Annotated in this window: 29 protein-coding genes; 21 read left to right on the top strand and 8 right to left on the bottom strand. The window is 35.6% G+C overall.

Features of this window, described 5'->3' with window-relative positions; all coding sequences use genetic code 11:
* Positions 1-33 precede the first annotated feature (33 nt).
* The 18 genes from GY23_RS07510 (at position 34) to GY23_RS07420 (ending at position 15,149) form a co-directional block, all read left to right on the top strand.
* Positions 34-597, top strand: a complete 564-nt coding sequence (locus GY23_RS07510) for a hypothetical protein (RefSeq protein WP_075618603.1) — start codon at positions 34-36, stop codon at positions 595-597.
* A gap of 273 nt (positions 598-870) precedes the next feature.
* A complete protein-coding gene (locus GY23_RS07505) occupies positions 871-1,707 on the top strand; it encodes a VanW family protein (protein WP_075618602.1) in 837 nt (278 codons plus the stop codon).
* 339 nt (positions 1,708-2,046) lie between these two features.
* A complete protein-coding gene (locus GY23_RS07500; protein ID WP_075618601.1) occupies positions 2,047-2,916 on the top strand; it encodes a S16 family serine protease in 870 nt (289 codons plus the stop codon).
* A gap of 161 nt (positions 2,917-3,077) precedes the next feature.
* Entirely contained in the window at positions 3,078-3,605 is a 528-nt protein-coding gene (locus tag GY23_RS07495) for a cysteine hydrolase family protein (RefSeq protein WP_075618600.1), read from the top strand.
* 201 nt (positions 3,606-3,806) lie between these two features.
* Positions 3,807-4,448, top strand: coding sequence for a CPBP family intramembrane glutamic endopeptidase (locus GY23_RS07490; RefSeq protein WP_075618599.1), 642 nt, complete (start codon positions 3,807-3,809; stop codon positions 4,446-4,448).
* A gap of 288 nt (positions 4,449-4,736) precedes the next feature.
* Positions 4,737-5,606, top strand: coding sequence for a YitT family protein (locus GY23_RS07485; protein ID WP_075618598.1), 870 nt, complete (start codon positions 4,737-4,739; stop codon positions 5,604-5,606).
* A gap of 417 nt (positions 5,607-6,023) precedes the next feature.
* Positions 6,024-6,554: a DUF4269 domain-containing protein gene (locus GY23_RS07480; protein WP_075618597.1), complete on the top strand. Its 531-nt coding sequence runs from the start codon at positions 6,024-6,026 to the stop codon at positions 6,552-6,554.
* Positions 6,555-6,766: 212 nt separating this feature from the next.
* A complete protein-coding gene (locus tag GY23_RS07475; protein WP_075618596.1) occupies positions 6,767-7,195 on the top strand; it encodes a hypothetical protein in 429 nt (142 codons plus the stop codon).
* A 176-nt stretch (positions 7,196-7,371) separates the two neighbouring features.
* Positions 7,372-7,842, top strand: coding sequence for a CDI toxin immunity protein (locus GY23_RS07470; RefSeq protein ID WP_075618595.1), 471 nt, complete (start codon positions 7,372-7,374; stop codon positions 7,840-7,842).
* A gap of 326 nt (positions 7,843-8,168) precedes the next feature.
* The gene (locus GY23_RS07465) at positions 8,169-8,693 is read left to right on the top strand and encodes a sigma-70 family RNA polymerase sigma factor (protein WP_245827604.1); all 525 of its coding nucleotides are present in this window, start codon (positions 8,169-8,171) and stop codon (positions 8,691-8,693) included.
* Positions 8,686-10,053: a DUF4652 domain-containing protein gene (locus GY23_RS07460; protein ID WP_075618594.1), complete on the top strand. Its 1,368-nt coding sequence runs from the start codon at positions 8,686-8,688 to the stop codon at positions 10,051-10,053. The genes GY23_RS07465 and GY23_RS07460 overlap by 8 nt, the downstream gene beginning before the upstream one ends.
* Positions 10,054-10,665: 612 nt before the next feature.
* Positions 10,666-10,974 carry a hypothetical protein gene (locus GY23_RS07450; protein ID WP_075618592.1) on the top strand — a complete coding sequence of 103 codons (309 nt, stop codon included), beginning with the start codon at positions 10,666-10,668 and terminating at the stop codon, positions 10,972-10,974.
* A gap of 325 nt (positions 10,975-11,299) precedes the next feature.
* Positions 11,300-12,022 (top strand): hypothetical protein, encoded by a 723-nt coding sequence (locus GY23_RS07445; RefSeq protein WP_139311087.1) that lies wholly within the window; start codon positions 11,300-11,302, stop codon positions 12,020-12,022.
* A gap of 96 nt (positions 12,023-12,118) precedes the next feature.
* Complete coding sequence (locus GY23_RS18555) at positions 12,119-12,496, top strand: DUF3953 domain-containing protein (protein WP_211270650.1); 378 nt, start codon at positions 12,119-12,121, stop codon at positions 12,494-12,496.
* A 509-nt stretch (positions 12,497-13,005) separates the two neighbouring features.
* Positions 13,006-13,218, top strand: coding sequence for a DUF6366 family protein (locus tag GY23_RS07435; RefSeq protein ID WP_075618589.1), 213 nt, complete (start codon positions 13,006-13,008; stop codon positions 13,216-13,218).
* Positions 13,219-13,269: 51 nt separating this feature from the next.
* Positions 13,270-13,596, top strand: coding sequence for a nucleoside triphosphate pyrophosphohydrolase family protein (locus GY23_RS07430; protein WP_075618588.1), 327 nt, complete (start codon positions 13,270-13,272; stop codon positions 13,594-13,596).
* Positions 13,597-14,121: 525 nt separating this feature from the next.
* On the top strand, positions 14,122-14,565 hold the full coding sequence (locus GY23_RS07425) for a YrvL family regulatory protein (RefSeq protein ID WP_075618587.1): 444 nt from the start codon (positions 14,122-14,124) through the stop codon (positions 14,563-14,565).
* Between the two features lie 344 nt (positions 14,566-14,909).
* Positions 14,910-15,149 (top strand): helix-hairpin-helix domain-containing protein, encoded by a 240-nt coding sequence (locus GY23_RS07420; RefSeq protein ID WP_075618586.1) that lies wholly within the window; start codon positions 14,910-14,912, stop codon positions 15,147-15,149.
* 161 nt (positions 15,150-15,310) lie between these two features.
* Here the strand turns inward: GY23_RS07420 and GY23_RS07415 are convergent, their stop codons facing one another.
* Both GY23_RS07415 and GY23_RS07410 read right to left on the bottom strand, forming a co-directional pair.
* On the bottom strand, positions 15,311-15,868 hold the full coding sequence (locus GY23_RS07415; RefSeq protein ID WP_075618585.1) for a cysteine hydrolase family protein: 558 nt from the start codon (positions 15,866-15,868) through the stop codon (positions 15,311-15,313).
* Positions 15,869-16,461: 593 nt separating this feature from the next.
* Positions 16,462-17,034: a GNAT family N-acetyltransferase gene (locus tag GY23_RS07410; RefSeq protein WP_075618584.1), complete on the bottom strand. Its 573-nt coding sequence runs from the start codon at positions 17,032-17,034 to the stop codon at positions 16,462-16,464.
* Positions 17,035-17,288: 254 nt separating this feature from the next.
* On the opposite strand from GY23_RS07410, the gene GY23_RS07405 reads away from it, so the two are divergent.
* Positions 17,289-18,377, top strand: coding sequence for an AI-2E family transporter (locus GY23_RS07405; protein WP_075618583.1), 1,089 nt, complete (start codon positions 17,289-17,291; stop codon positions 18,375-18,377).
* Positions 18,378-18,429: 52 nt separating this feature from the next.
* Here the strand turns inward: GY23_RS07405 and GY23_RS07400 are convergent, their stop codons facing one another.
* The 5 genes from GY23_RS07400 to GY23_RS07380 form a co-directional block, all read right to left on the bottom strand.
* Complete coding sequence (locus GY23_RS07400) at positions 18,430-18,663, bottom strand: hypothetical protein (RefSeq protein WP_425434973.1); 234 nt, start codon at positions 18,661-18,663, stop codon at positions 18,430-18,432.
* Between the two features lie 25 nt (positions 18,664-18,688).
* A complete protein-coding gene (locus tag GY23_RS07395; protein ID WP_075618582.1) occupies positions 18,689-18,994 on the bottom strand; it encodes a DUF3243 domain-containing protein in 306 nt (101 codons plus the stop codon).
* 93 nt (positions 18,995-19,087) lie between these two features.
* Complete coding sequence (locus tag GY23_RS07390) at positions 19,088-19,786, bottom strand: hypothetical protein (protein WP_075618581.1); 699 nt, start codon at positions 19,784-19,786, stop codon at positions 19,088-19,090.
* 420 nt (positions 19,787-20,206) lie between these two features.
* Positions 20,207-20,875 carry an IucA/IucC family C-terminal-domain containing protein gene (locus tag GY23_RS07385; protein ID WP_075618580.1) on the bottom strand — a complete coding sequence of 223 codons (669 nt, stop codon included), beginning with the start codon at positions 20,873-20,875 and terminating at the stop codon, positions 20,207-20,209.
* Between the two features lie 3 nt (positions 20,876-20,878).
* Positions 20,879-21,703: an ABC transporter ATP-binding protein gene (locus tag GY23_RS07380; RefSeq protein ID WP_075618579.1), complete on the bottom strand. Its 825-nt coding sequence runs from the start codon at positions 21,701-21,703 to the stop codon at positions 20,879-20,881.
* A gap of 186 nt (positions 21,704-21,889) precedes the next feature.
* Here GY23_RS07380 and GY23_RS07375 point away from each other — a divergent pair, with 186 nt between their 5' ends.
* A complete protein-coding gene (locus GY23_RS07375; protein WP_075618578.1) occupies positions 21,890-22,870 on the top strand; it encodes an ABC transporter substrate-binding protein in 981 nt (326 codons plus the stop codon).
* Complete coding sequence (locus GY23_RS07370; protein WP_075618577.1) at positions 22,870-24,831, top strand: iron ABC transporter permease; 1,962 nt, start codon at positions 22,870-22,872, stop codon at positions 24,829-24,831. Before GY23_RS07375 ends, GY23_RS07370 begins: the two co-directional genes overlap by 1 nt.
* Positions 24,832-25,376: 545 nt before the next feature.
* Here the strand turns inward: GY23_RS07370 and pepT are convergent.
* On the bottom strand, positions 25,377-26,603 hold the full coding sequence (gene pepT, locus GY23_RS07365) for a peptidase T (protein WP_075618576.1): 1,227 nt from the start codon (positions 26,601-26,603) through the stop codon (positions 25,377-25,379).
* Between the last annotated feature and the right edge of the window lie 33 nt (positions 26,604-26,636).

Here is a 26,636-nt window from a genome sequence, read left to right as displayed (position 1 = left end):
ATTAATGCCGTCTACTAATAAAAGGAGGGCATTATGAAGAATTTTCTTATAGGAAGTTTAATGATTGTTATCTTACTATCCTTATTAGGATGTCAGCAAAATAAAACCCAAACAGAAAACAATAGTGTACAAGAAGGTATGAAAGGTTTTGTAGAGCCAGAACCATCTGATTGGGTGAAATATATTAAACCTATAACAGAGTATATGTATTATAGAACACAAGCAGTGGTAAACAACGATATTAATATTCTGTGGGATCAGTATCAAGCTCTAAAAGATAATATTGACCTCAAACAAGGTATCAACGTAGAGAAATACGAGGTTGAATCTTTAAATGAAAGTTTCGAATTGATAGATGCCAATTTCAACATCGAAAGTAATGGAAGAATTAAAGTGAAAACAATTAATGATAATGAGGTAATCGTTCTTATTCATAGCGGGATTGCTTATTTGAGAAATGATTTCGGAGATTCTGGAGGGGAGCACTTAATAAAGGTGTTCCTAGAACAGAAAGACAATCATTGGACAGTCGTAAAAACTGACGAATACACTTTACCTGAGTACAAAGAATGGGTGAAACAACAGGAAAAAGAGTGACCCCTTGTTAAGCTAACGAGTGCAATAGCTAAATAAAATCAATTATTCATGACTCTCAATAGTCGATTTGCGGATCGATTCTTTGTACTGGAAAGGCAAAATTGAATCAGAAAAAGAAAAGTACCAATATTGTAACGGGCAACAAGCAACAGTTTTTCGATAGGAAACGGAATCTGTTTCCTATCGGTTTTTTGGTTGTATTAAAGGTTAAATATGAGATTTATTAGAATTACATAGGGATAAAATCTATCATTCTCTGAAAAGGAGACCGTTATGAAATCACTGCAACCAATTAGAAGAAGCGATTTCCGCATTTACTTAGGGAAAAAATTCTATCGAATAAAACGGTATGCTCAATGGGCATTTGATGAGAAAAAATATGCCAGAAGAAAAAGTAATAATATTCCTTTGCCAAATGTCATCTTTAAACATAAGACCCCTCTGTTGCGCCAGTTAAAAGATATAGACATGCAGATGCAATATAATAAAATCATAAATTTAAAGCTTGCTGCAAAGAGTTTGAACAGCATCATCATTCAACCAGGAGAAACATTTTCATATTGGCGTCTAATCGGGAGTACGTCGAAGCGAAAAGGGTATGTTGACGGGATGATTTTACATTATGGGAAAGTTCAATCGGGTCTGGGCGGGGGATTATGCCAACTATCAAATCTGATTTACTGGATGACATTACATACCCCCCTTACAGTAACTGAAAGATACCGTCATAGCTATGACGTCTTTCCAGATTCTAAACGCAGTCAACCATTTGGAAGCGGTGCTACCTGTGCCTATAACTATTTGGATCTTCAAATCAAAAATGAAACAAATGAACCATATCAATTGGTGGTGTATGTAACCGATTTATCATTGGTTGGAGAATGGCGATCAAGTAAAACCGCAACGAAGACGTACAAAGTTTATGAAAAAGACCATTCATTTACTCTTGAACAATGGGGAGGATATGTCCGGCACAATACCATTTACCGGGAAGTATATAATATGAATCAAGAATGCATTGACGATGAGTTCATTACGGAAAACCATGCAATTACAATGTATGCGCCATTTTTAGTGGAACCCGTAGAGGGAAATACTGTTCATCGGTAGGGTGGATATAGACTTAATGTGGCTATGCAAATTTCGAATGATGAAATTGAACCATCAAATGAAAAAGGAGATTTTATTAGTCGCAAATAAGTACAATAAATTCTCTTTGTCCGATGGCAATGAAGTCATGAAGTTAGAAGTATAATAGGTGAGTTTTCAGGACAATTTAAATGCAAAAAATTATATTTCCTGTTCCTAATATTTTTTAAATAGTTCTCTTTTAACAGACGGAGCGTTTGGTCCCAAGAAGGATTAACGCTTTTTTTGTTGAACTTATTGAACTAACGCAGCAGTTTAATTGAAGATGGCTTAATAAAAACATATAAGGGTAGGGGCTTAATGATTAAACCAAGTGTCGTAACTATCATTTTAACAATTCTTTTCTATCTTGTATTTCTATTTTTCTATCTTCAAGATGTTATTAATGAATTGATGTTTCTATGTATATTGTTTATCGGCTTAGTAATTTTGCTGCTTACATTGATCGTATTTCGAAAAAGACGTGCGAGCAAACGAAAAACTTCAATTGCTATAATCATTTTATTCCTTCTATTTAGCTATGAGTTTCTACTTCTAGGATACACAACACCATCACACTTGGCCAACTTGTATGTAGAACCAACACAAGCGATAGAAGATTCAGGAATCTATTTGTTAGCGGTTAATAAGGTGACTTTAAGGAACAAACATGATAACGAAGAAATTTTAGCAACACAGAATGGTGATGTATTAACGATTACTAAACTTAATAATCGTATGATCTATGGAGTTAAAAATAGTCAACTACTATTGTGGCTTCATCTCCAAAAAGAGCCAATAGAAGAGACAGAAGATAATGTGAAAAAGTATTTAGGACAAGAAGATGAATGGCTCGATGAATTTTTTAGTCGGAAACAAATTGGTGGAGATAGTTCTGGGCTTAGCTTAGTGCTGTCTGGGTTATACAAGCGAGGCGATTTGAAAAATCAAATACCAATTGCTGTTACTGGAGCAATTAATGAAAAGGGAGATGTCTTACCTGTCGGGTACATGAAAGAAAAAATACAAATCGCTGAAAAATCTGGTATTCCATTTATGATTATTCCTAGTGAAAATGCGGTAGAAGTAGCGGAAATTCAAAACGAACTAAAGGCAAACGTGGAAATTTTTGATGTATCAAATGTAGAGGAAGCTATTCAATTAATTAACGACTTAAATGAAAAACAGTAAGATGAATTTTTGATTCAACTATCGGATATTGAATTGGAAGGAATTAACGCTATTTCTATAGAACTTATAGAACTAGCGCGTCAGGTTAATTCAATAAGAGGAATATATTAAATTCTAATTAGATCACAAACGAACGTAAGTTTAACTGAAAGGAGAGAATTATGACAAAGAAAGCACTGTTAGTTATTGATGTACAAAACGGGATGTTCCAAGAAGGGAATGTTGTCTATATGGGAGACACATTGCTTCAGATATTAAAAGATTTATTAATCCAAGCACGATTAACTAATACACCGATTTTTTATGTGCAGCACAATGGATCAGTAGGGCATCCATTGGAGTATGGTGCAATGGGATGGAACATTCATTCTGCTATAACCCCACAAAAAGAAGATATAATCATTCATAAATCAACCCCAGATTCATTTTTTAATACCTCTTTAGATGAGGAATTGAAAAAACAAGGTATTGAACATCTGATTATTACAGGAATTCAAACAGAAGCTTGTGTTGATACTACTTGTAGAAGGGCTTTTAGTATGGGATATAAGGTAACTTTAGTTTCCGATACACATAGTACGTGGGATTCGGAGGAATTAACTGACCAACAGATTATTAATCACCACAACGGTGTGTTACGTTGGTTTGCCGATGTTAATCCTAGTAATGACATCAAATTCAACTTTTAGTTTTTCTGAATTATAAACATTGTGAAGGTTTTCGCTTAAACGAAACCAGCCGATAGTTTCTGAATGTTTATTAATGAAAACTAAAAATAGTTCATGCAATTTTTTGAAATAGTCCAGATCTTGGGAATCTGATTTGTTATTAAAAGGTGCATAAATCCAATGTGAAAGCTTAATTGCACAACTGGTTTAGGGGAGGAATAAATGAAAAAAAACCAATTATATGCATTGTTAATCTATTTTGGTTTTACACTTTTAGGAACGTTATTTAAAAATAATTTCAAATATGCAGATGATGTGTTAGTCATACTTTTCGATTTAGTTCTTATCTCTACAATATTAATATCTGTATTACATCTATTAAGAAATGACTTGAAAATAGCTGCCTTTGAGACAAAAAAATCAACTGTTCAAAAATCTTTATTAGTAATCATCATGGGAGTGATATTAGATATAGTTGTAACTATAGTCATTGCATTATTACCATCTGTCGTATTTTACACATCTAACGAAAACCTTTCCGATATAAACACTATTTTTAAATTTCTCCCCCTAGCTATTATTCATACTGTTTTAATAACACCAATTTTGGAAGAGTTAATATTTAGAAGGATATTATTTAAAGTATCTTCCAAGAGATTCAATATTCTATTTGGATCTATTTTCTCGTCATTAATTTTCTCAACTGTTCATCTGCCTGTGTCTTCTTCCAGTTTTCTAATGTTATTTATGCACGCAATCATTTATTCATATATTTATTATCGAACAAATAGATTATTAATTCCAATTATTCTCCATGGCATTTGGAACCTTCTAATAATTATTGTATTTATACTTCAAAATTAGATAATAAAATGTTGATTAACTTTATGATATCACTAGAAAAATGGAAGGTGATCTATACTATGAGTATTCAAGTAATGCTTAAAGATATAATTGAAGAAATGGAAGTTCAAATGGAAGAGTCACTTTCATTACTAAATAAGGTGAATTATATTGAATAGAAAGACAGCGAGATAAGAGGAATCAGGTCATTTTTAGGCGAAGTTATGGCTCTAAAGTCTACTAGTATGATAAAATTATTTGAAAATAAATTATGGTATCTAGCGTGTAGTTTAAGCCAGGGGGAATTTGATGGGAAAGGCAAAGCAAAAAACCAATATGCTTAAAATCATTGCCCGGGGATTATTAGTCATTATTGGAGGCTTTATTACTTCATATGGACTAGAAGCGGTATTAATTCCAAATAACGTATCAGATGGTGGTGTGACAGGCCTTAGTATTGTAGGCTCACAATTATTCGGGTTGCCTTTAGGAGCTCTTATTGCTGTTCTGAATATCCCGTTCGTATTTTTGGGATATAAACAAATCGGTAAAAGTTTTGCTATATACTCGGTGCTTGGAATTGCATCATTAGCAGTTGGTACAATGCTTATGCATCATGTACCAACCATCATTCATGGAGATACATTGTTAGTCACCGTTGTCGGTGGTATTGTTATTGGTTTCGGAATGGGGTTAGCATTAAGAAATGGCGGCGCCTTAGATGGAATTGATATGCTGGCTGTACTGCTTTCAAGAAAGTTACCTTTTGGAACAAGCGATCTCATCTTATTTTTAAACGTTTTTGTCTTTATTGTTGTCTCGATAGTCTTCGGTTTTCAAGGGGCTATTTTATCGGCAATCGCTTACTTTATCGCTTCTAAAGTTATTCACATCGTTGAAGAAGGTTTAAGCGGTTCAAAAACCTTTAAAATCATTACGACTCAACCCGAAATAATGGTAGAGACAATTCGTGAACGCTTAGGACGTGGAGCAACTTATAATATTGTTCATGGCAGTTATTCAAATGAACAATATAAAGAAATCACTTGTGTAATTAATCGTTTAGAAGAAAGTAAATTGAAAGAAATTATTAACGAAATTGACGCCAATGCATTTGTTACGGTATATGAAGTTGCAGAAGTCAGTGGAGGTAAGTTCAAAAAATCCGATATTCATTAATATAAAAGAAGATAACAACACAACTACTGGGAGCGTTAATCTGCGAATGATTAACGCTCTTTTTTTGACTAATGGGTAGGTTAGGTTACAGGTGGTGAAAATTTATCGAGCATTTCTTTGTAATAGGAATGCTTTTTATCTTTGTCAAAAAATAAAAGTATATTTCTATAACAATAACCTTACAATAAAAATCGATAAAACGGTTTCTGGCAATTAATTGATGTATGTTTTTGCAGTATGTATATTAATCCTTATGAATCATTGATCAAGGGGAAAATGAATGAATACTAATATTTATTCATATTTGTGAGGTTAAGCTTACTGCAACTAACGGGGCGGGATAGTTAATTAAGGAATTTATAATATTATGATAAAAAAATTAAAATTAAAATTTACCTTAACCTTTGGAGGGCTTGAATGTTCGATAATATAGATTATTTACAATTAGGGAACGAAAAACAAATTCATGCTTTTGAGGCTATTAGTAATTTAGGAATAATGCAAAACTTATCTGAGTATAAACCTACACTTTGTGGTACGTTTCCCCTAGGAATTGATATAGTAGGTTCCGACTTAGATATTATTATGGAAGTTAATGACTTCCTGCCGTATGAAAAAATGGTGGAAACATTGTATGGTGATAAAGAGAATTTCAATATAAAAAGACTTGTAATTAGAGAAGTTTTAGTAGTTAAAGCAAATTTTATTTTTGGCGGTTTTGAATTTGAATTATTTGCTCAACCTCAGACCATAAAAGAACAGTATGCTTATCTCCATATGATAATTGAAAACTCCTTATTGAAGCAGATACCCAACATGAGAGCTGAAGTAATAAAGTTAAAAATACAAGGAATTAAAACAGAGCCTGCTTTTTGTAAAGTTTTAGGGTTAGAAGGAGATCCATATGAGAGTCTTCTAAACTACGGAAGACGTATGAGGATTATTTAGCTTACTTATTTTACTGACTTAGCCTATTGACTAATGAAGGTTGGCATAATCATTAACTGTGCGTTGATCCAACAGGATAACGCATTTATTGTTGAAGTTATTCAACTAACGCAGAAGGTTAGTTGCACAAGAAGGTGTTTTTGTCAGGACGGCAAAGTATTTAAATAACGATGGAGTTTGGAAAATAAATAAAAGTGCTGGAGGATATTTTAATGAAAAAGGTAATTATTTTGTTTTTTCTTTTAATATTTTCGACTACGTCAGTACAGGCACTAAGTTGGTCGTATTCTTTTGTTGTTTGGAAAGGGAATGTTTACGAGGTCACTAAGGAAAAGATTTCGGAAAGTGATATTGTTCGGCATTTAGGAGAAGTAAAGACAAAACCAAATGATATGACTGGAAGTTACTACGGAGATGCTTCAAATGCTTATCCTAAAGGAACAAGATATTTTGAAATAAACGGAGAATTGACTGAAACTTCAATTGCTGTCGAAGTTGAAAATAACCAATGGGTAAAAGCAGTCTATGTCCACAAAGCACCTTTTCATTGGATGGATATAATTATAAAAGTTCTACCAATATTAATTATTTTACTAATTGTTATAGCTTTTATTCTGCATTGGAAAAATCGAAGAACTTAGTTTTACTAAAGGGTGCTTTTGTTAAAAAATACCATCATTTCGATGGTATTTTTAAACACAAAACATCAAGTAGATTTCGGCGATCCATTTTGAAATGTTACACTTAAACTAAAGAAGCAGGTTAGTGAAAAAATGGAATTGATATATCACTCGAATAAATAGTTAGGATGAAGATGGTGAAGGATAAAAAGGAACGTTTAAAAGAATTGCTAGACAAGCAAAAACAAAAAGGGATAGAAGAAGAGGAAAAAAGAGAATACGAAACTGTTTTAGAGGAAGTTAATGAGTTATTTCCGAATACTGAAACTGAAGAAGAAGTAGAAATTTTATCAAAAGAGGATTCTGAAAAAATTATAGATAAATTATTTGGAGAATTTCCGTTTGGTAATAATGGAATTGAATGGACACTTATGTGTTACAAAACGATATTTTCTAACTTTATTGACTATGAAAGTGCATTAGCAGAACTAGTAATTAAAAATCATAAAGTAAATAATGAAATATGTTATATTATTGACCTTAACTTTCAACATGTCATTAAAACAAAACTGATTAATATTATTCACAGAGTTGAAGAAGTTAGAAATTGGGACAGATATATTTATTCACCTCAAATTAAATTGATTATTGAATTCCCCTCCATTTGACGACTTTGCATTACCTGAATATTCTCCTTTGAAATTAGCGGTGTTAGTTTTATTATATCTATACGCCGGCAATTATCCTGAAGTAAAAAAGAATGTAAAGAAATACACTTAAACTAACTGGTATTTTAGTTGAAGAAGAATTATGTTAAAACATATAGAAGACACTGGGGATTTTTCGGAAATACATCTTTCGAAAAATCCCCTTCTTAATTTTGTTCATTCAAAAGAACAGCTTAAAAAAATAGTTTAAACTTTTTACATATCCGAAAACGTGATGGATTTGTACTTCGTCTAATAGGTAAAGTCAAGGAAGGGGGGATTGTGAATTGATCAATTTTCTTGAAGAACATAAATTTCAACAAGTTATGCAGGAGAAAACAGACTATTTATTAAGGCTTGCTTATTTGTATGTAAAAGATTGGCCAGCTGCAGAGGATATTGTGCAGGATGTATTTTTGAAATTTTATCAAGAGTTCGAGCAGTTTGAAGGGCGCTCAACTTTAAAGACCTATTTAGCAAAGATGACGATCAATAAATGTAAGGATTATTTAAAAAGCTGGCGTTACCGTAAGCAAGTTTTAACGGATAGCTTTACGAATCAAACGAAGAAATCGCGTAATCGAATCGTTGAACAAGATGAAAAATTGGAGCTTGCCGATGCAGTCTTGCAGCTCTCATTAAAATATCGCGAGGTCATTATTTACTATTACTATGAGGAGTTTTCAGTGTTAGAAGTTGCTCAAATGTTATCGATTTCGGACAACACCGTAAAGACGAGGCTAAGGAAGGCACGAGCACTGTTAAAGGATCAATTAAAAAGCAATCAATGGGAGGTGCTTCTCCATGAATGAAATTAAACATCAGTTAATTGCGAAAATCGGGGATACGTCGGATCGTGCAACTCGTGTACAACAACATGTGAACTTGAAAAAAAACCAGCATTTCAAAATGAAGAAAGTGCAATGGGGGTATTATGCAACGATTGTTGCTTTTATAGGTGTCCTGGTATTATGTATCAATTTAATTCCTTCTGCTTTAAATGAAGAGGTTGGGCAGCTAACTGGACCGGAACCGACGGAAACATTATTTCCTCCGATTGAAGAAGACGATGATAAAGTAAGCGTTCCAAATGAAGATGGCGAAGATGAAGTAGTCCCAGAAAAGGGAGATTACTTTGAGCTGTTAAAACAATACTTTGCTCCAGACGGGTCGGAAGCTGTATTCACTGGTGGATATGGAAATGGCGGTGTCAAAACACAAACATTTTGGTTAAGTGATCATTATGTCCAACAAGTCATTAGTAATGATGAAGGAATTGTAGAGCGAGTTTATCGTTTGAACGGGAACCAGATTGAATCAGTATATGTAGGGATGATAGATGAATCCGACCGAACACAGTGGTCAATTGAACAATTGAACAAATTGTCAATACTGGAGATTATCTTAAAAGCTCCATTTGAAATTGGAGATGAACCGGGTGATTGGAAAGTGATTGAAACGTCAGGACAGGTAACGACCACCTATGAAAGTTTCTCAAATGTGCTTGTTGTCGAAAATGCATATGATGATGTACGAATGAGAAAGTATTACGTACAAGGACTTGGTGAGGTGAAATGGGAAACTGCGTATCTTAATAAGGAGAGTGGTGAATATGAACGGTTCATGACTACTGACTTGGCTTCCGTTACACCAGCTCCTGCGGAAGTTGAAAAACCACCTTCACGCTTTGATGCGCAAATAGACACAAATTATGAAGCAACTTATCATTCAGGATGGAAAACATCTCCTGATGGTTTACAACAAGCAACAATTGATGGGAAAGGCGAAAAGGTATTGGAAGAAGGTGAAGCCTTGCTAGTAATACAAAACCTTAAAACGAGCGAATCGATGATATATCAATTAAAAGAAAACGATCAAGGTCAATATACCCCGAAATATGTAGAGTGGATTGATGAAAATCGACTTTTTGTGATCATTGGCTATGCTCATGGAACAATAACAAGAGGCGGCATGCTTTATATGCTGAACATCAAGGATAATATCGTTACTCCAGTAATTGAAGACCTAAATCTAAGAGAAGAGATTATGTCCATTAAAGCCAATGAGGACGGTACATTCAGCTATAAAAAACATGTTTATGACAATGATAATTATAACTATAACGAAAGTCACATTGAAGAAGGTACACTACCCATTCCAACGAATAATTAGTTAGGAAGTAAATGGCATAGTTCTACTGATAAAACGGAGTTTCTTTCCGGCATAAGGAAATGGAATTAACTAACGGGAGCATTAGTGAAGACCCAGGGGTTGCTTAAGCAGCCCTTTTTTTATTGAACTTACGAAACAGGTTAGTTTAAAAAAGGATACCCTTATTAAATGTTGAATTGTACTTTAAGTACAAGAAAAAGGGAGATGCTTAAATTTGTTATATTTATTGTTAATATTACCTGTGATAGCTGTTTTGTGGTTTCTGAATCTCGTTTCATTGTTAAAGAAAATAAAAGAAAATAGAAATTACAAAAACGAGAAAATACTTGGGGCAGTTTATTCATTTTTCTTGGTATTACCAATTACGTTTATTCTCGCTGCAGTACTTTACTAAACTAACGGGTGCTTAGTTGAAGATCAGTAATAGGCTTAGACGACTCTTTTTTCTTATTGAACTAACGGGGCAGGTTAGTAAATAAGAAAAGCAGGGTTAGATAATTTTAAATGGAAAATTTAATTAGGTTTGAAACCTCTATTCGTTTTATTTGTATTAAAGTAAAGCCGCAGTTTAGTTTAGAGTGTTATGTTATCGAATTTTCAGGGGGGAGAAATATGATAGGCGAAATCGTTATAGCATTAATTTTTATGATTCCACTTTATGCATTCTTTATTTGGACCTATAATTGCCCTGAAGATAGTTTTTTGTTTGGAAGACGATGGAAATACGAAGAAGAACCTGAGGTTTCTTCAGATGTTATCCGTTATATGAAATTTACATCAATTGTCGCTATGATTGGTTCACCTATCGTTATTTTTACTTTCTTTTTAAAACAGTCTGTTTTCGGTCTTGCTTTAATGGCGTTTATGTTTGTCATTGTTGTTGGTGCGGTTATTATATTTACAGGTAAAAGTAAAACTTAAATAAAGCACTTGTATATGATTAACGGTTGCTTTTACTCCAAGAAGGAGTATAGCCTTTTTTCTTATTCAACTAACGGGGCAGGTTAATTCAACAAGCATAGTGTGTTCGTACTGTAAATTATGTTCTTTTTTCCTTTTGAAACTTTTCTATCAAATAAGTGTATACATTAATAAATACTACTTTTTTAGGTGATAACAATGGATGAACAAAAATTTATTTGCAAATTCTGCGGTAGTGCTTCTTTTACTAGAGGGATAATGGATAACATTGTTAAGTTAAGATCAATCAAATGTATTTTCTGAATAATAGGAGGATTGTCTACTATTGAAGTACTATTTTAAACGTAAAGGGGGTGGAAGACTAATGGTGAAAAAGTTGCTAGGTATTATTACAATAATTGGATTATTAATGGCTTGTAGTAACGAGGGGAATCAAACAAATAATAATCAAATTAGCGATGATACGAATAATCATGAAGAAGAAGTGGGAAAAGAAATTCCAGAAAATGATAAAAACCAATCGAATTCAAAAGATGTGGTTGAAGTTAATGAAACCAGCATGGAGATTCATACAGGCTCTACCGAAACAGTCATTAGAAATAATGAAGGTCAGGATCAGGAAATTAAAGTTATTAATTATCATATAACAACATATGGTATTGCCTATCAATTAGACGAGGTATTCGGTGTTCCTGAAGTGATCAACAACCAAATAAATTATTCATCTCAATACGCTGACTATAAGATCACATTAGAAATGATCGAACACACAAATCTTGAAAAAGCTGTATCGAATCTGCAAGAAAGATTTGAAACAGAAGGATATGAAGAAAGTTTTGAAGAAGGTTATGAATTGAAAAGCACACCGGTTGAAGAAAATGGTTTGATAGGAAAAACACAATTTTATGGAGACCATCCAATGAAAGGATTTATTGCATATGAGATTGATGAACATGCACTAGTGATTACTTTTCAATATTCAATAGAAGGTGCAGATGCGATGAACCCACTTTTAGAAGACTTACGAAAATCGATTCATGTACAATAATTATTTTATCAACAAAGCAGGTTTATTCAATAAGAAGTCACGAAAGAGATAGATATTTATTTACAACAATCATTCCATTTTTACTATTTTTCTCTTTTGGTATATTGGTTTGGTGGCTTGTTGCTTTATTCGAAAAGCGTAGTCGTTAGTGAATTGGAAAGCATATTGCCTGTTGAAGTAATGGGTAAGATAGCAATACAGGGCTGTCGATTCTGGTACAGAAGGAAAGGAAGAATTTCCTTGAGGGTTATGAGAACTATTCTTGCAGTAGTGCTAGTCATTTTATCTATTTGGGCTTTGATTACTGGTACTGTTACTAAAAGTTTCTCTCCCTATATGTTGTCAATTGTAGGGACAATAATTTTATTCATCGGGTTATCTGAATTGAAGTCGAAACGAAAAACAAATGCTATTATCTCGTTTGTAATATCAGTAGGTGTACTTTCAGTTTCGGCATACATTTTCTTTGACTAAAGGGTGCTTTAGTTAAACAAGACCATCATTTTGATGGTCTATTTTTACGTCCAAAACATCAAGTTGATTTCGGTGATCCATTTTGAAATGTTACACTTAAACTAACAAGACAGGTTAGTTTAACAAGGAAAATGGTCATTTGGTAAAAGTAAGTTACAAAATTGCTGATATATGAAGGGATTGATTTGTTTTGTTTAGCGGTCTTTTTCTTCGTGCTTGTCATTATAGCTATAATTTTTGTTAGAAGGATTTTGAAAGCACGACGAGATATCAAAAGAATGAAGCGTAACAAGTGAATCAAATGACCGAATTAGTGAAGACCGAGCTGTTCCATAATCGGTGCGATTGTATAAGAAGCGTCTCTGTTCTTATTAAACTAACGGGTGCTTTAGTTGAAGATCAACGCTGCTTATGCAGATCTTTTTCTTATTGAATTAACGAAGCAGGTTAGTAAAAGGAGGTAAAACTAAGAAATTGGAGAATACAGTAACTCATAGGGGGTGTTTGGTTTGAATAATAGACAAGAAGCTCCAAAAGAAAAAAGAGAGAGATTAAGACAACAAGAACTTATAAAAAATCCTGGCGGTGCATTAAGAGATGGATTTAATAGAGGCGAAAATGGAAATTTAACTGATTTAACAGGTGGTATGGGTTGGAAAGGGACAGGAATACTAATTGCTGTTTTAATAGTTGGATACGTTTTATATAAACTGTTTTTTTAACTATTTTATTTAACCTTGTTTAATTTAAATGTATTGATGAAAGGAAACAAAATGAAAAATATGAATTTTAGTGAAGCCGTTGAACGTTCTAAACAATTAAGAGATGTCTACCATCGTTTAGAGCAACAGTATCATGAAAAAGAATGGACAGTAGAAGAAGATGCGTTAGCTTTCCTGACAGATGCTGGTTTGGTCGGTCGTCTAACAATGTCTCAACAAGGGCGTTGGCCAACAAGTGGGGATACTGCATCTGAACTTGAACATAAGATTGGTGAATGCATGTGGTGGTTGATTATTTTGGCTGAACGTATGAATATTGATAGCAGTGAAGCATTGGAGAAATTCTTAAACAAAACTGAAAAAAAATTAGGGGATTGAGGTAATATACCTGTCTGAAGAGAGATAATAATCAAGGACTATTTCGTCTCTATTTTTAAAACGCAGGCCCATATCCGTACAGGGATTATTGATTACACTATGCATCTAAATAGGCGTTTCTTCCAAAAGGAGAAACGTTTTTTCTTGTTGAACTCCCATGAAAATTAAAATCACCGACAGTCAAAAAAGACATCACGATAGTAGGCGCAACTCATTGGATTTTTAAAAAAGTGCAGCGGCTAAAATCGGATCGGATTATTTGTTAAATTAGGATGCATTTGGTTCAGTTATCATCACTTTGTAGTCCGAGTTTTCAAGTCTTGGAACAGAATACCAGAAGAAATACCGTATTATAAGGAACGCAATCTATTGATTTTTCTAAGTTAAAAAGCCACTCTATATATAGTAAAAGTACAATTGAAAAAGCTCCTAATTCAACTAATGGGTGCTTTACTTTAAGAAGGAGTAAAGCCTTTTTTTATTGAACTAAAGTAGACGAATACTTACAGAAGGAGAAATAGATCTATGCCAGAATCTAAAAATGATTCATTTCGTGACATGAATATAAAAGAAAAGATAGCAACAGTTGTCGGAATAGCACTTCTCATTATCATGGTGGCGGGTTTTCTATTTGGACTTATTTTTTTTGGAATGGCAGGGGTTTTTGAGCTGCTCGGCGTTCAGTATAAATCTAGCTGGTCATTGGTAGTTTTTGTTATCAGTTTCTTTATGTTAGGCATCATTGTCGAATTGTTTTTCAAAGCAATTTTCATGCTGTCCGTCAGAAATATAACAGGGAAAATAAAGGTGTTTTTAATTCGAATCAGTTTTGAAGGCACATCGAACTGGCTAGTCCTGTTTATAGTGGATGAGTTTATGGAAAGTATTACACTCTCCTTTAATACAGAGATTATTATTGCATTGCTGCTTGCCGTACTAGAAATTGTTTTTGATGATGATAAGGATTAAAGTAGTTATGACAATACTCTTTTTCAGGAACCATTAAATTCATGGAGTGTTGCCTTTTACTTGGGCATAATAGAATTAGCAAATTCACTTACTCTTCTTTGAGAATAAGTGAATTTTTAAATAAAACTCATGTTTATTCGGTTACACTCATTAATACAAAAGTGTTTCTGAAGATTATCTGGCGATTAAACAGTAAAAAATGTAGGAAACCCTAGTAAAAGTTGAAAATCATGGGGGGAGTTAGCTATGTTTCATTTTGAAGTAAGGGGACAAGAAGTTTAACATTGGAATAACAGATTATACTTAAATAAATCATTAATTTCACTAATGAGAGGAGTATAAACATGGACAATTTTAATAAAGAAACACCAGAAAGCGAACTACCTAAGATGAGTAAGCCTGCAAATCGTGAACTCCATAACGCTGGATTTTATAAACTTGAGCAATTTACAAAAGTTACGGAACCTGATATTTTGAAAATCCATGGGGTTGGACCGAAAGCAGTAAGAATACTGAATGATACTCTTAAGGAGAAAGGGCTATCATTTGCGGAAAAGTCATTAAATTATCCTTTAAGGCTTTAGGTTTTCTTCAATAATCGGATGGAACGAAAAAAAGAAGGGCGGAGTGACGAAGTTACCTGCCCTTCTCTTATTATTCTTATGTCTATGGCGCAGCAGTTGTGAGTCCTAAAACGAATGGAAATCTTCAAAGTCCCAGTTTCATCACGGAGGAACCCTAAATATTACCGATAAGAGTCATGAGTTGGACTAAACAAATCTTCCTCTGCATTTCTGACAACTGAAAAGTGTTCGACATTATAATGGCCATGAAGAGTTCGGTTATGGTGCTTTATAATTTGTTCTGCACTCAAAATGTCATTGCCATTTGTTGAATGCCCATCACCGACTAGTGTTACATCGAAACCACTGATCGTAGCTGTTCTGACAGCACTATCAATGCAATGTTGGGTTTGGCAGCCCATAATGACCACATGTTCAATCTGTTGAGTTTTTAAATGCTCCAGAAGCCCAGTTCCATGGAAGGAATTTGTCGCCGACTTATCGAAAGTCTGTGCAGCCAAGGGCTTATTGATCTCCTTGTGAACTTGAAATCCTTCACCTTTGCCCTCAGCAACGTCAAAATCCCTGACAAACACAACAGGAACATCGGCTTCCTTTGCTTGTTCAATCACTCTATTAATATTTTTAATAAGAATTTCTTTGTTAAAAACCGGACATTCTTTTTCATTGCCCTCAATTAATTCTTGCTGAGCATCGATGATTAATAATGTTTGATTCAATTGATTGTCCCCTTTCAAATTGTTGCATTTTCCTTCTAAATTCATCAAATAAATTATTAATTTAATTTTTAGTCTATTGTGTTTTATCATATCATTTTCATGAAGAATGAACATCCTTATTGTGATTTCGATTCAATGTAAATGAAGGGATTTTTGCTTCCAAAACCGAATTTCAATATAGGTGAAACCTTAGAAAGGGGAATACTATGAGAATAAGAAAGGCACAGTGGATGATGCTTAAGGCATAGCAAAAGTACAAGTAGATTGTTGGAGAACGACTTATACAAACATCATACCTAGAGGTTTTTTAGAGAAACTGTCTTATAAACAAAGGACAGAATCATGTATCAAAAATATATTTAAAGATGGGAACTATGTATTTGTGGCAGAAAATCATGAGGTACAAATTGTGGCATTTACGAATGGCGGAAAAAGAGCGGATAATCATGTTGATCATGCTGGTGATTTATCGTCTATTTAGGTCCTCTAATCTTAGAGGAGATTTTAGCAGATTAACGGATGCCCAAAAACTGTAGAAAAAAGGGATATGCAAGTGACCAAGTGTCACATCTCACATCCCTCATGATCCAGCATTAATACGGATCTAACATATTTGGTTTTCTTTTGTCGTTATATTCAAGAACTTCATGAGATGGGTCATATGATTCTCCATAAAAATGTTGATCCTTAAATGTGTGGATGTTTTCATACGTCCATTTCATCGCTTCATAAATTTCTTCTTCATCTTGTTCAATCGGTGACCAATAAAGAATTTCCAAAATGGTATTTTCACCCGTAGCTAAAGATCGACGAGAATAACCGATGCGAGAAGCATGTTTAAAGTCTTCACGTGCATAAAACTTTAAGCGTTTTTCAGTATCTGTATCCTGATAGTTTATGGGCTCAACTTCAAGTAAAATTGCTTTGTTTTTTTCTTTTAACATGTTTAAAAGCTTGCGACCTAATCCTTCACCGCGAGCTTCTTTTGAAACAAATAAATAATCGACAAATATAAAGTTTTCGAACTCAACGTACATCAAAACATGTTTCGGACCCTCATCTTTAATGTATACATTGCCTTTTTCAGCAAGCAATGTCTCCATATGTTCTTTTGATTTCATCTCTTCCACTGGAAAGTATTGATTTAGTTTTTCATACCAATTCACGTAAACAGTCTCCTTCTAAAACTATATTTTGCCCGGAGTGTTTATTTATGACGTAATAAGTGAAGAACAAAGTAGGTCAGAAAAAACCCTCGAATATATATATTCCCTTTTCTAATGGTTATAAACATGAATTTATAAACTTTTTTATACGATGGGTAATATCCCTCTTCGGCAAACAGGTTCTTATTATTATACCCATTGTGGACAAAGATAACTTATAATAGGTAAAACACATATTCGAGGACGTGAAGAATTTGACGAAAAAGCTTTGGTTTCAAGTAGGCGTTGGAATTTTACTGACTCTAGTAATAATTCGGATGTTTATTGAAGTAAGTGGGATATTTTCACCGCTTATTATTATTGCACAAACTATATTCCTTCCACTTTTATTGGGTGGGGTATTATTTTATTTATCTAGACCATTACTTGGTTTTGTGGAATCAAGAGGATGGAAAAGATGGACAGGCATATTAGCCATTTTTGTTACCGTCGGGGTCGTATTATGGATTTTTTCATCCATGGTTGGACCGGCAATTACAAAACAAGTGAATGCTGTAGTAAGTGATGCACCAAAAATCACACAAGATGTTGAGAAAATGGTGGACTATGCATTAGATCAAAAGAAATTGTTGCCAAAAGCAATTGAACAATCGATTGATAATCAATCAAGTAAAATTACCGAAATTGCAAAGGGATTCGGAAATTGGGTGGTAATATTTGTTCAAAGTTTTGCCCAGGGACTGTTTGCATTGGTTTTAGTGCCATTTTTCCTATTCTATATTCTAAAAGATCATGAAAAGTTTGCGCCATTCATTGCCGGTTTCTTTAGAGGGGAACAAAAAACGTGGATACGTAAAACGCTGGCAGATATCGATGGGACATTGAAAGCGTATATTCAAGGTCAACTATTAGTCAGTATAGCTGTAGGAGTTATGCTGCTCATTGGATATTTAATCATCGATTTAGATTATGCTCTTCTTTTAGCACTTTTCGGTACGGTTACGAACGTTATTCCGTTCTTAGGACCTTTTATTGCCGTCATTCCAGCATTAGTGATCGGTTATGTACAAGAACCACAATTGGCATTGTACGTAGCCATCATTATGTTGGTAGCGCAACAAATTGAAAGTAACTTAATATCACCTAACGTGATGGGGAAAGCACTCGATATTCATCCATTAACAGTTATTACGATCATTCTGGCCGCAGGAAATATTGCTGGTTTATGGGGGATTATTTTAGCCATCCCAACCTATGCCATTATTAAAACCATTCTTAAAAATGTCTATGCTCGACGCTCTGAAATTAAAGAGGCAGCAAACAGCACGGTAGAAGAAGAGTAAGCTCTAGAGGACAGAAAAAGCTCCTAACCTTTTATGGGTTAGGAGCTTTTGTTTAATCTGGATAACGTTCTTCACTTGAAGAAGTATCTTTCGTTTTTCTGTGATTCTTTTCGTCTTTTACTTGTTGATTGAGTTCTTCAACCGGGATTGGATCAACGGTATTCATGTCTTCATGCATATCAAAAAGACTTTCTTTATCCGTTTTTACTACATCAGGATTGTCTAATTCACGGCCTTTTTCATCCTTACGACCGCTGTCAGTAAAAGATTTCTTTGCCATTTCCATATCAATCCATCCTTTCAGTAACTGCTTACTTTCTCACCATGTTGAGTAACATATGGGCTAAGGAATGTTGTTGCTCTTTATCCCCAGATTTCCATAGTTCTTGTAGTAAGTGTTCTTCTCGGTTTTTTGGTTCTTCATGATTTGCTAAGTAGTTAGCTACCATTTCGGTAGTTTTTGCTAATTGTTCTTCGCCAAGACCCAATTTTTCACCTTTAGCAACTTTATCTGCTAAATAAGATTTAAAAGTAGTGAAGCTCTTTAAAATTTCATCTTTTTTCTCAGGATCAATTTTATTTAATTCCTCTTGAACTTTACCTTGAAGGTTATCCATTTGGGTAACACACTCCTTTTCATCTTGTTATTAATAGGTTTATCCTAATTACCGAGAAAAAAACATCGAATGATAAGAATTAGTGCTTTTAGACTATATCAATGGACAAAATCCACATTTTTGAAGTCCTGGTACATCTTTTGAAAAACAGCAAGTTGTTCGAACTTGTGTATGCAAAAGTTGGGAAGGTTCAAGGCCTTTCAAATAGGTATTGAAGAGGGACGTCGAAGAGATTCCATGCCAGGTTGAATTTGATTTTAATAGTTCCAGATCGATCCGTGCTTGTGAAGCTGTTGAAGGTTCCCCTAGTAGGACCGCATAATGCCATAGCATAAATCCGAAAACGTTTTCCCACAAAGTAAGTGGAGAGACAGAAGATTGTTTGCGAATTTCTAGAATGACAGAATAAATTTGTTCATGTAAAATCTTGCGAATGAGTTCTTCTCGTGGTTGCTTTTCAACATCCATATAGTGATTTTTGTTGATGTACATACTGATGCCTTTATTTCCATATTCCACGTTAGTTCCAAACATTAAGTCCGCTGCATCACCCATCCACACCTCATCATACGTTGCGAGCATGACGAATTGAGTGGATACAAACATTCCATATCGGCGCATGAAATAGGAAGCTGCAACCGTTTTGTTATTGATTCCAGTAATTGCTTGTACAATGGGCAAAAAGTCAATCTCTTCTAATTGTTTCCGAGTGAATAAAGGGTGTACAGGTGGAGTAATGTAAGAACTATACATGTTTAATTGTCTGATTTGGTCGTTCGTTAAAGTTGTCATACTAGTAGTATACAAAATTTAATCAAGTATAGTATGTGCCTTTTTAGCAATAATATTTGAGACGAGTTTATTAATAAATATGCGGTCTTCATACTTGTTGGTTTGGCTAATGCGGAATGTGCAGTAAGCGCCAATGCACGATAAAGGATAGCACAGTTTAACATCTATATTTGAAGAAAGTCTATGGTAATTCCTACTCAAGATATTCCGTAAAACTGCTCCGCTTTCCGTCTGTTGATGTGGAAAGAAATCGGAAGAATTACAAAGTGGAAAAGGGGAGTTTCCTACGTGAACACGTTATTTTCCTACGTGGGCCACGATAATTCCTACGTGACTTACGATAATTACAACTGAGCAATTGCTCAGTTTGAATGGCATAAGATAACCTAGCTATTTGAAATCAACAAAAAACCCACACGCTTATTTAGCATGTGGGCAGTAGGGACATTTATCAGTTTCGGGCATTTCTTTCAATAAACAGCAAGTGACACGCTTATAGTTTTTCATCGCATCCAGTGCTGATTCATTTTGCAAATATTGCTTGAATGGAGATCGTCTCATATAAGGTTTCCATGTCTCATCCAGCAACAAAACATTGAGATCCTTCTCGGCGGACTCGACATTCTCTTGAATCATTTGACTGTAGATCCAAATCACATAACCCCATATGTTTTCCCATAAAATCAATTTCGGAATTTTCGCTTGTTTGCTGAACAGTTCGACTAATGGGTGGCCATAGGTTTCCAGGACAAAACGAAGGGCAGGTTCAGATGCTTCCACTCTGATGAAATCCGTGCTTGGTACGCTGAACTTGAACGTCTTATCTTCATGGAAAACGTTGACGTGTTCCAAAGGACCGGCAAACATTTTCTGATGAATTGCTATCGTTTGAAATTGAGCTGCCAAAAAGAATCCAAGACGGCGAAAAAAAACGGACGCAGCTACGGCATCCGTAGGAGCATCCGTCACGTCTCGAACGGTTTGAAGCAATCGTTTACTGCCATGTTCGGTGTGTGCTTCAGCAAGCGTCATGAAGGGCTCGTGAGCATTATCTACAAAAACAGAGAGTCGTTCGAGTGATGATTTCATACATCAAGCTCCAGTTGAAGCGCGTAGTTCAGGTACAACACAGCGTCCGCGTCCAAAAGGAATACAATGAGGTGTACCGAACATTGGATCGACAGAAACTTGGCACTCCATCCCAAAAACAGAACGAACTAAATCGCAAGTGATGATATTTTCTGGTTTACCTTGTGCATGAACTTCGCCATTTTTAATCGCGATAATATTATGTGCATATCGAGAAGCCAAATTTAAATCATGCAGGACCATCACGATTGTGCGCTCTTTTTTCTCATTTAATTCAAATAACAAATCTAAAATCTCTATTTGGTGTGTCATATCTAAATAAGTGGTTGGTTCATCCAATAAAATGACATCTGTGTCTTGGGCAAGTGTCATGGCAATCCATGCACGTTGACGTTGACCACCAGACAATGTATCGACTGCACGGTCACGTAAATCGCTAATACGAGTTGCTTCCATAGCAGCTTCCACTTTTTCAGTGTCTTCTGCTGACCATCTCTTTAACCATGTCTGATGCGGATATCGACCTTGCTTTACTAACTCATGAACCGTTAATCCTTCAGGTGATACAGGAGATTGAGGTAAAATACCCATTTTTTTCGCTACATCTCTTGAAGACATGTGATGTACATCTTTTCCTTCTAATAAAACAGAACCCGTTGTTGGCTTTAATAAACGTGCAATGGAACGTAGAAGTGTTGACTTCCCACATCCGTTACTGCCAACAAAAACGGAAATCTCACCACGAGGTATATGTAAATCTAAGTTTTCGAATAATAAATGATCCGTATATCCAATGGATAGCGATTCAGTTCTCACTGCAGTTTGCATGTTTGTGTAGCCTCCATCTAAATGATAGTTGTTCTCACTAAAAAATATCATACCACATGTTGGGTACTAAGTGAGAATGATTTTCATTATTTATAGAAAAAGTCTTTACAAAGTTGTGAAGACGGAATAGACTAAAAACGTATTGAGAATGATTATCAAATAAAAACAAGAAAAAGGGGATTGAAAATGAAAAGACTTTCTATATATGTGCTGATGTTAGCACTGTTCACAATCATGCTTACTGCTTGTTCTTCAGATGAAGATAAGACAGAAGATACAGGTACGAAAGAAAAGGCTGTAACAATCCAAGGATCGAACGGGGAAGTTACACTTGATAAACCAGCCAAAAAAGTTGTCGTTCTTGAATGGACATATGCTGAGAATTTATTAGCATTAGGAATTCAACCTGCTGGTATGGCGGATATAGACTTATATGGTGACTATGTGAACATTGAGCCACAATTAGATGATTCTGTCGTAGATGTTGGTGGTCGTCAAGAGCCAAACCTAGAAGCAATCGCTGCTCTTGAACCAGATTTAATTATTGGTGTTAACTTCCGACACGATGCAATGTTAGCAGATTTAGAGTTAATCGCACCAACCGTCATTTTCAATCCTTATCCAGAAGATGAAAGTATTGATTTATATGAAGAAATGGAAACAACATTTAATGAAATGGCGAAAGCTGTTGGTAAAGAAGATCAAGCAAAAGAAGTACTTGCTGATTTAGAAAAAGTGTATGAAGAAAAAGCTGCTGAGGTAGAAGCTGCTAATTTAAAAACAAAAGATACGATCCTAACACTTGCTTATACTGGAGCACAAGCACCAGAAATCCGAGTATTTACACCGAACTCAATGGCTTCCATTATCATAGAAAAAATTGGATTGAAGAATGTTCATCAGCCAGATCAATTTGAAGTATTTGGTTCAAGTACTTTAAACGTTGAAGGATTAACAAAATACGAAAATGCCAATTACATGTTTACGGTACCGGATGAAGATAATATTTATAAGAATCAATTAAAAGGAAATGCAGTTTGGGAAAACCTTACGTTTGTCAAAGAAGATCGCACGTATGATTTAGGGGCAGCAACCTGGTTGTACGGTGGACCATTATCAGCAAAAACATTAGTTAACCAAATCACAGATGTATTGGTGAATAAATAATGTTTCAGAAAAATGGAACCAAGTCCTTTGCTTATTTAGCAGGGGGCTTTTTCCTGCTTGTACTGCTTTCCTTGATTCACCTTACACAAGGCCAAGCTGATTACACCATTCGTGAACTTCTTACGGAAGTGTGGAAACCAGGTCGCGTTCAAGATATTTTGCTGTCATTCCGTATGCCGCGCTTAGTGATTGGCATACTTGCGGGTGGGGCACTAGCTGTAGCAGGTGCAATATTACAAACGTTGACAAACAACCCGCTTGCATCCGCAAGTACGCTCGGCATAAATGCCGGTGCTTTTTTCTTTGTTGTTGTCTCGACGATCTTTTTCCCATCCTTTTTAGGTGGCATGCCATTTGTGATGGCTTTATTCGGAGCAATTCTATCAGCCGTCATGGTCATAACCTTGGCAGGAAAGCAAATGGAACCGGTACGTGTGGCATTGACGGGAATGATTATTTCTTTGCTATTTGCATCGTTAACTGGATCCCTACAATTATTATTTGAAAATGAAACTAACGGATTATTTTTATGGGGCTCGGGTACACTTGTTCAATTGAACTGGGAAGGGGTGCAGTTTGCAGCGCCAGTGATAATACTGGCATTTATCTCATCACTGATCATAGCCAAATCATTGGATATTTATTCGCTTGGAGAAGACATTGCGACTTCTCTCGGGCAAAATGTGGGCATGATCAGGATTGTGACGTGGACAATTGCCATATTACTAGCAGCTGTAACCGTAAGTGTCGTAGGACCAATCGGTTTTATCGGATTAATGGCTCCTCATATCGTACGCATGTTAGGAGTGAAAGGTCACTTCTGGATTATCTCCCATTCCTTCTTATGGGGGAGTGTAATGCTAATAGGAGCTGACGTTTTAGGAAGATTCATTCAACCGGGTCAAGAGGTGCCGGTGGGTGCAATGACTGCATTAATTGGTGGACCATGGTTGCTTTACTTGGCTTGGAAAACTGCGAAAACGCATCAACGTGGGGATCGACAAATGGGTGGGGCATTAAAACCAAAGAAACTGCCTGTCGTTCTCGGGATAATAGGGTCACTTATTGTCGTTGTATTTGTTTTAGCTCTATCGTTTAATGGTTCCGAATGGTCATTCGATTGGATGAAACCAGTCATTGTAAACTTCCGTGTTCCGCGTGTCATAACTGCGTTCATAGTCGGTGTGATGCTTGCAATCACGGGTGTATTGCTTCAAGGAGTGTTACGAAATCCACTTGCTGATGCGAGTGTGCTAGGTGTGACTTCCATGGCAGGTGCAGGAGCGATGCTTTTACTTGTCCTATTCCCGGCCATCCCTATTGAATATATGCCGTTAGGTGCAGTAGTAGGAGCAGCTTTAGCATTAGGAATTATCCTTTTCACATCATGGAAAAACAATTTCCAACCAATGCTTGTCGCCTTAATGGGGATTGCGATATCTGCGTTTGGATCAGCTGCCACTCAAGTATTCGTAGTAAAAGCCAAGCTTGCTGTCTCAGCGGCACTTGTTTGGTTATCTGGAAGTACCTATGCTAAAGGGTGGGATGATGTTCAGTTAGCGCTACTATTTTTCGTGATATTCATAGGTCCGGCTATCTATGTTACGCGGAGTTTAGATGCATTAACATTTGGAGATGATGTGGCTTCAGGGCTAGGCTTATCCGTTCGAAACGCACGAATTGGTGCGATGATTATTGGTGTTGCGATCAGTACTGCAGGTGTAGCACTCGTCGGCACTATTGGTTTCGTAGGGTTAGTCGCACCACACATTGCACGTCGCCTTGTTGGTTTCCGTCACTTGCCATTACTCACTGTATCAGGATTAATCGGCGGATTGCTACTAGTGAGTGCAGACTTTATCGGTCGTATAATTATTGCACCAAAAGATATTCCCAGTGGACTTGTGGTTGCTCTAATCGGCACTCCGTATTTGCTGTATTTATTAAGAAAGATGAAATGAAATCTAAAGACAAATGGACCCGCCTGCTTATGCTTGGCGGGTGTTTTTTGTGGGAGAAGAGAATTCTGAGTGACTGAGCGATGGCTCAGTTGTAAAAATGGAGGGTTACGTAGGAAAAAACGAAGGTGACGTAGGAAAAACCAATATCCACGTAAGAATCAGCCTCTGCCTGAAAGAATGGGATATCTCCCTTTACAGAAAAGACTGTAGAGCGAAGCGAACAGTCTCATCTAAAGGTTTCTATCATTAATTGCGGCTAATTTGTGGAAGAAATTGGGCGAATGGAGAAAAATATAGATTGAACGGGTAGATACGAGTGGTGAACAGTTACAAATCAAAATGGACGGGTAAAAACACATCGTGAAAAGTTACAAATCAAAATGAACGGGTAGAAATCAAAAAAATCCACACAAATACATATAATCAAATCAAAAAACAAGCAAGATTCGTCTTATGCGACGGATCTTGCTTGTTTTATTTTCATCACTTTCGTATAAAAAGTGTGCATAAATACCAAGCCCTATTACTGTCAAGTACGTATCAACTTATGCTTGTTTTTCGAACAGTTGAATCATTTCAAGCATCACTTTGGTTGCTTTTTCCATATTATCGACTGAAATATATTCATATTTTCCGTGATAGTTTTCGCCACCTGTGAAAATATTAGGAGTAGGCATCCCCATGTAAGATAACTGAGAACCATCTGTACCACCACGAATCGGGATGACTAACGGGTTGATATCTAAATTTGTCATGGCTAAATGTGCAATATCTACGATTTCTTTAACTGGCTCAATTTTCTCTCCCATATTGAAATATTGATCATTCACTTCAACAGAAATCGCTTTATTGCCGTATTCTGCTTTCACTTTAGTGGCAGCTTCTTCGAACAATGCTTTTTTCGCCTCGAACTTTTCACGGTCAAAGTCGCGGATAATGTAGGACAATTTGGCTTCTTCTACATGTCCGTTAAAGTTCATTAAGTGAATGAACCCTTCATGACCTTCTGTCTTTTCAGGAACTTCATCAACTGGCATATGAGATTGGAATTTCATCGCAATCGTTAGTGCATTGACCATCTTATTTTTAGCAGAACCTGGGTGTACACTTGTGCCTCGGGTGATCACTTTCGCACCGGCCGCATTAAAGCTTTCGAACTGAAGTTCCCCAAGAGGACCACCGTCCATCGTGTAAGCATATTTTGCACCGAATTTTTCAACATCGAATTTATGAGGGCCACGGCCAATTTCTTCATCTGGTGTGAAGGCAATGCGTAATTTTCCATGTTTTATCTCTGGATTATTAATTAAAAATTCCATTGCCGTCATGATTTCCGCAATACCCGCTTTATTGTCAGCACCTAGTAAAGTAGTACCGTCAGTCGTTAGTAATGTATGCCCAATATAATTATTGAGTTCAGGGAAATCTGTTGGTGACATGATGGTCGTATCGTTTAATTGAATGTCTCCACCTTCATAACAGTCGATGCGTTGTGGATTAACATTTTTACCTGTGTAATCTGTTGCTGTATCAACGTGAGCTAAGAAACCGATTGTTGGTAATTCTTTTTCAGTATTAGAAGGTAAAGTAGCAAATAGGTATCCGTTATCGTCTAATGTAATGTCTTCCATCCCAATAGAGGCCAATTCTTTTTCAAGCTCATGAAGTAAATCCCATTGTCCTGGTGTTGATGGGCAAGTCGTGCTTTCTGCATCCGACTGAGTATCGATTTTTGCATAGCGAACGAGACGTTCAATTAGTATTTCTTGCATTATTTTTACACTCCTTCAAAATTACCTGAATAG

It is taken from the genome of Paenisporosarcina indica (genome assembly GCF_001939075.1).
Lineage (GTDB): Bacteria > Bacillota > Bacilli > Bacillales_A > Planococcaceae > Paenisporosarcina > Paenisporosarcina indica.
This window is presented reverse-complemented; position numbering and strand designations above follow the sequence as displayed.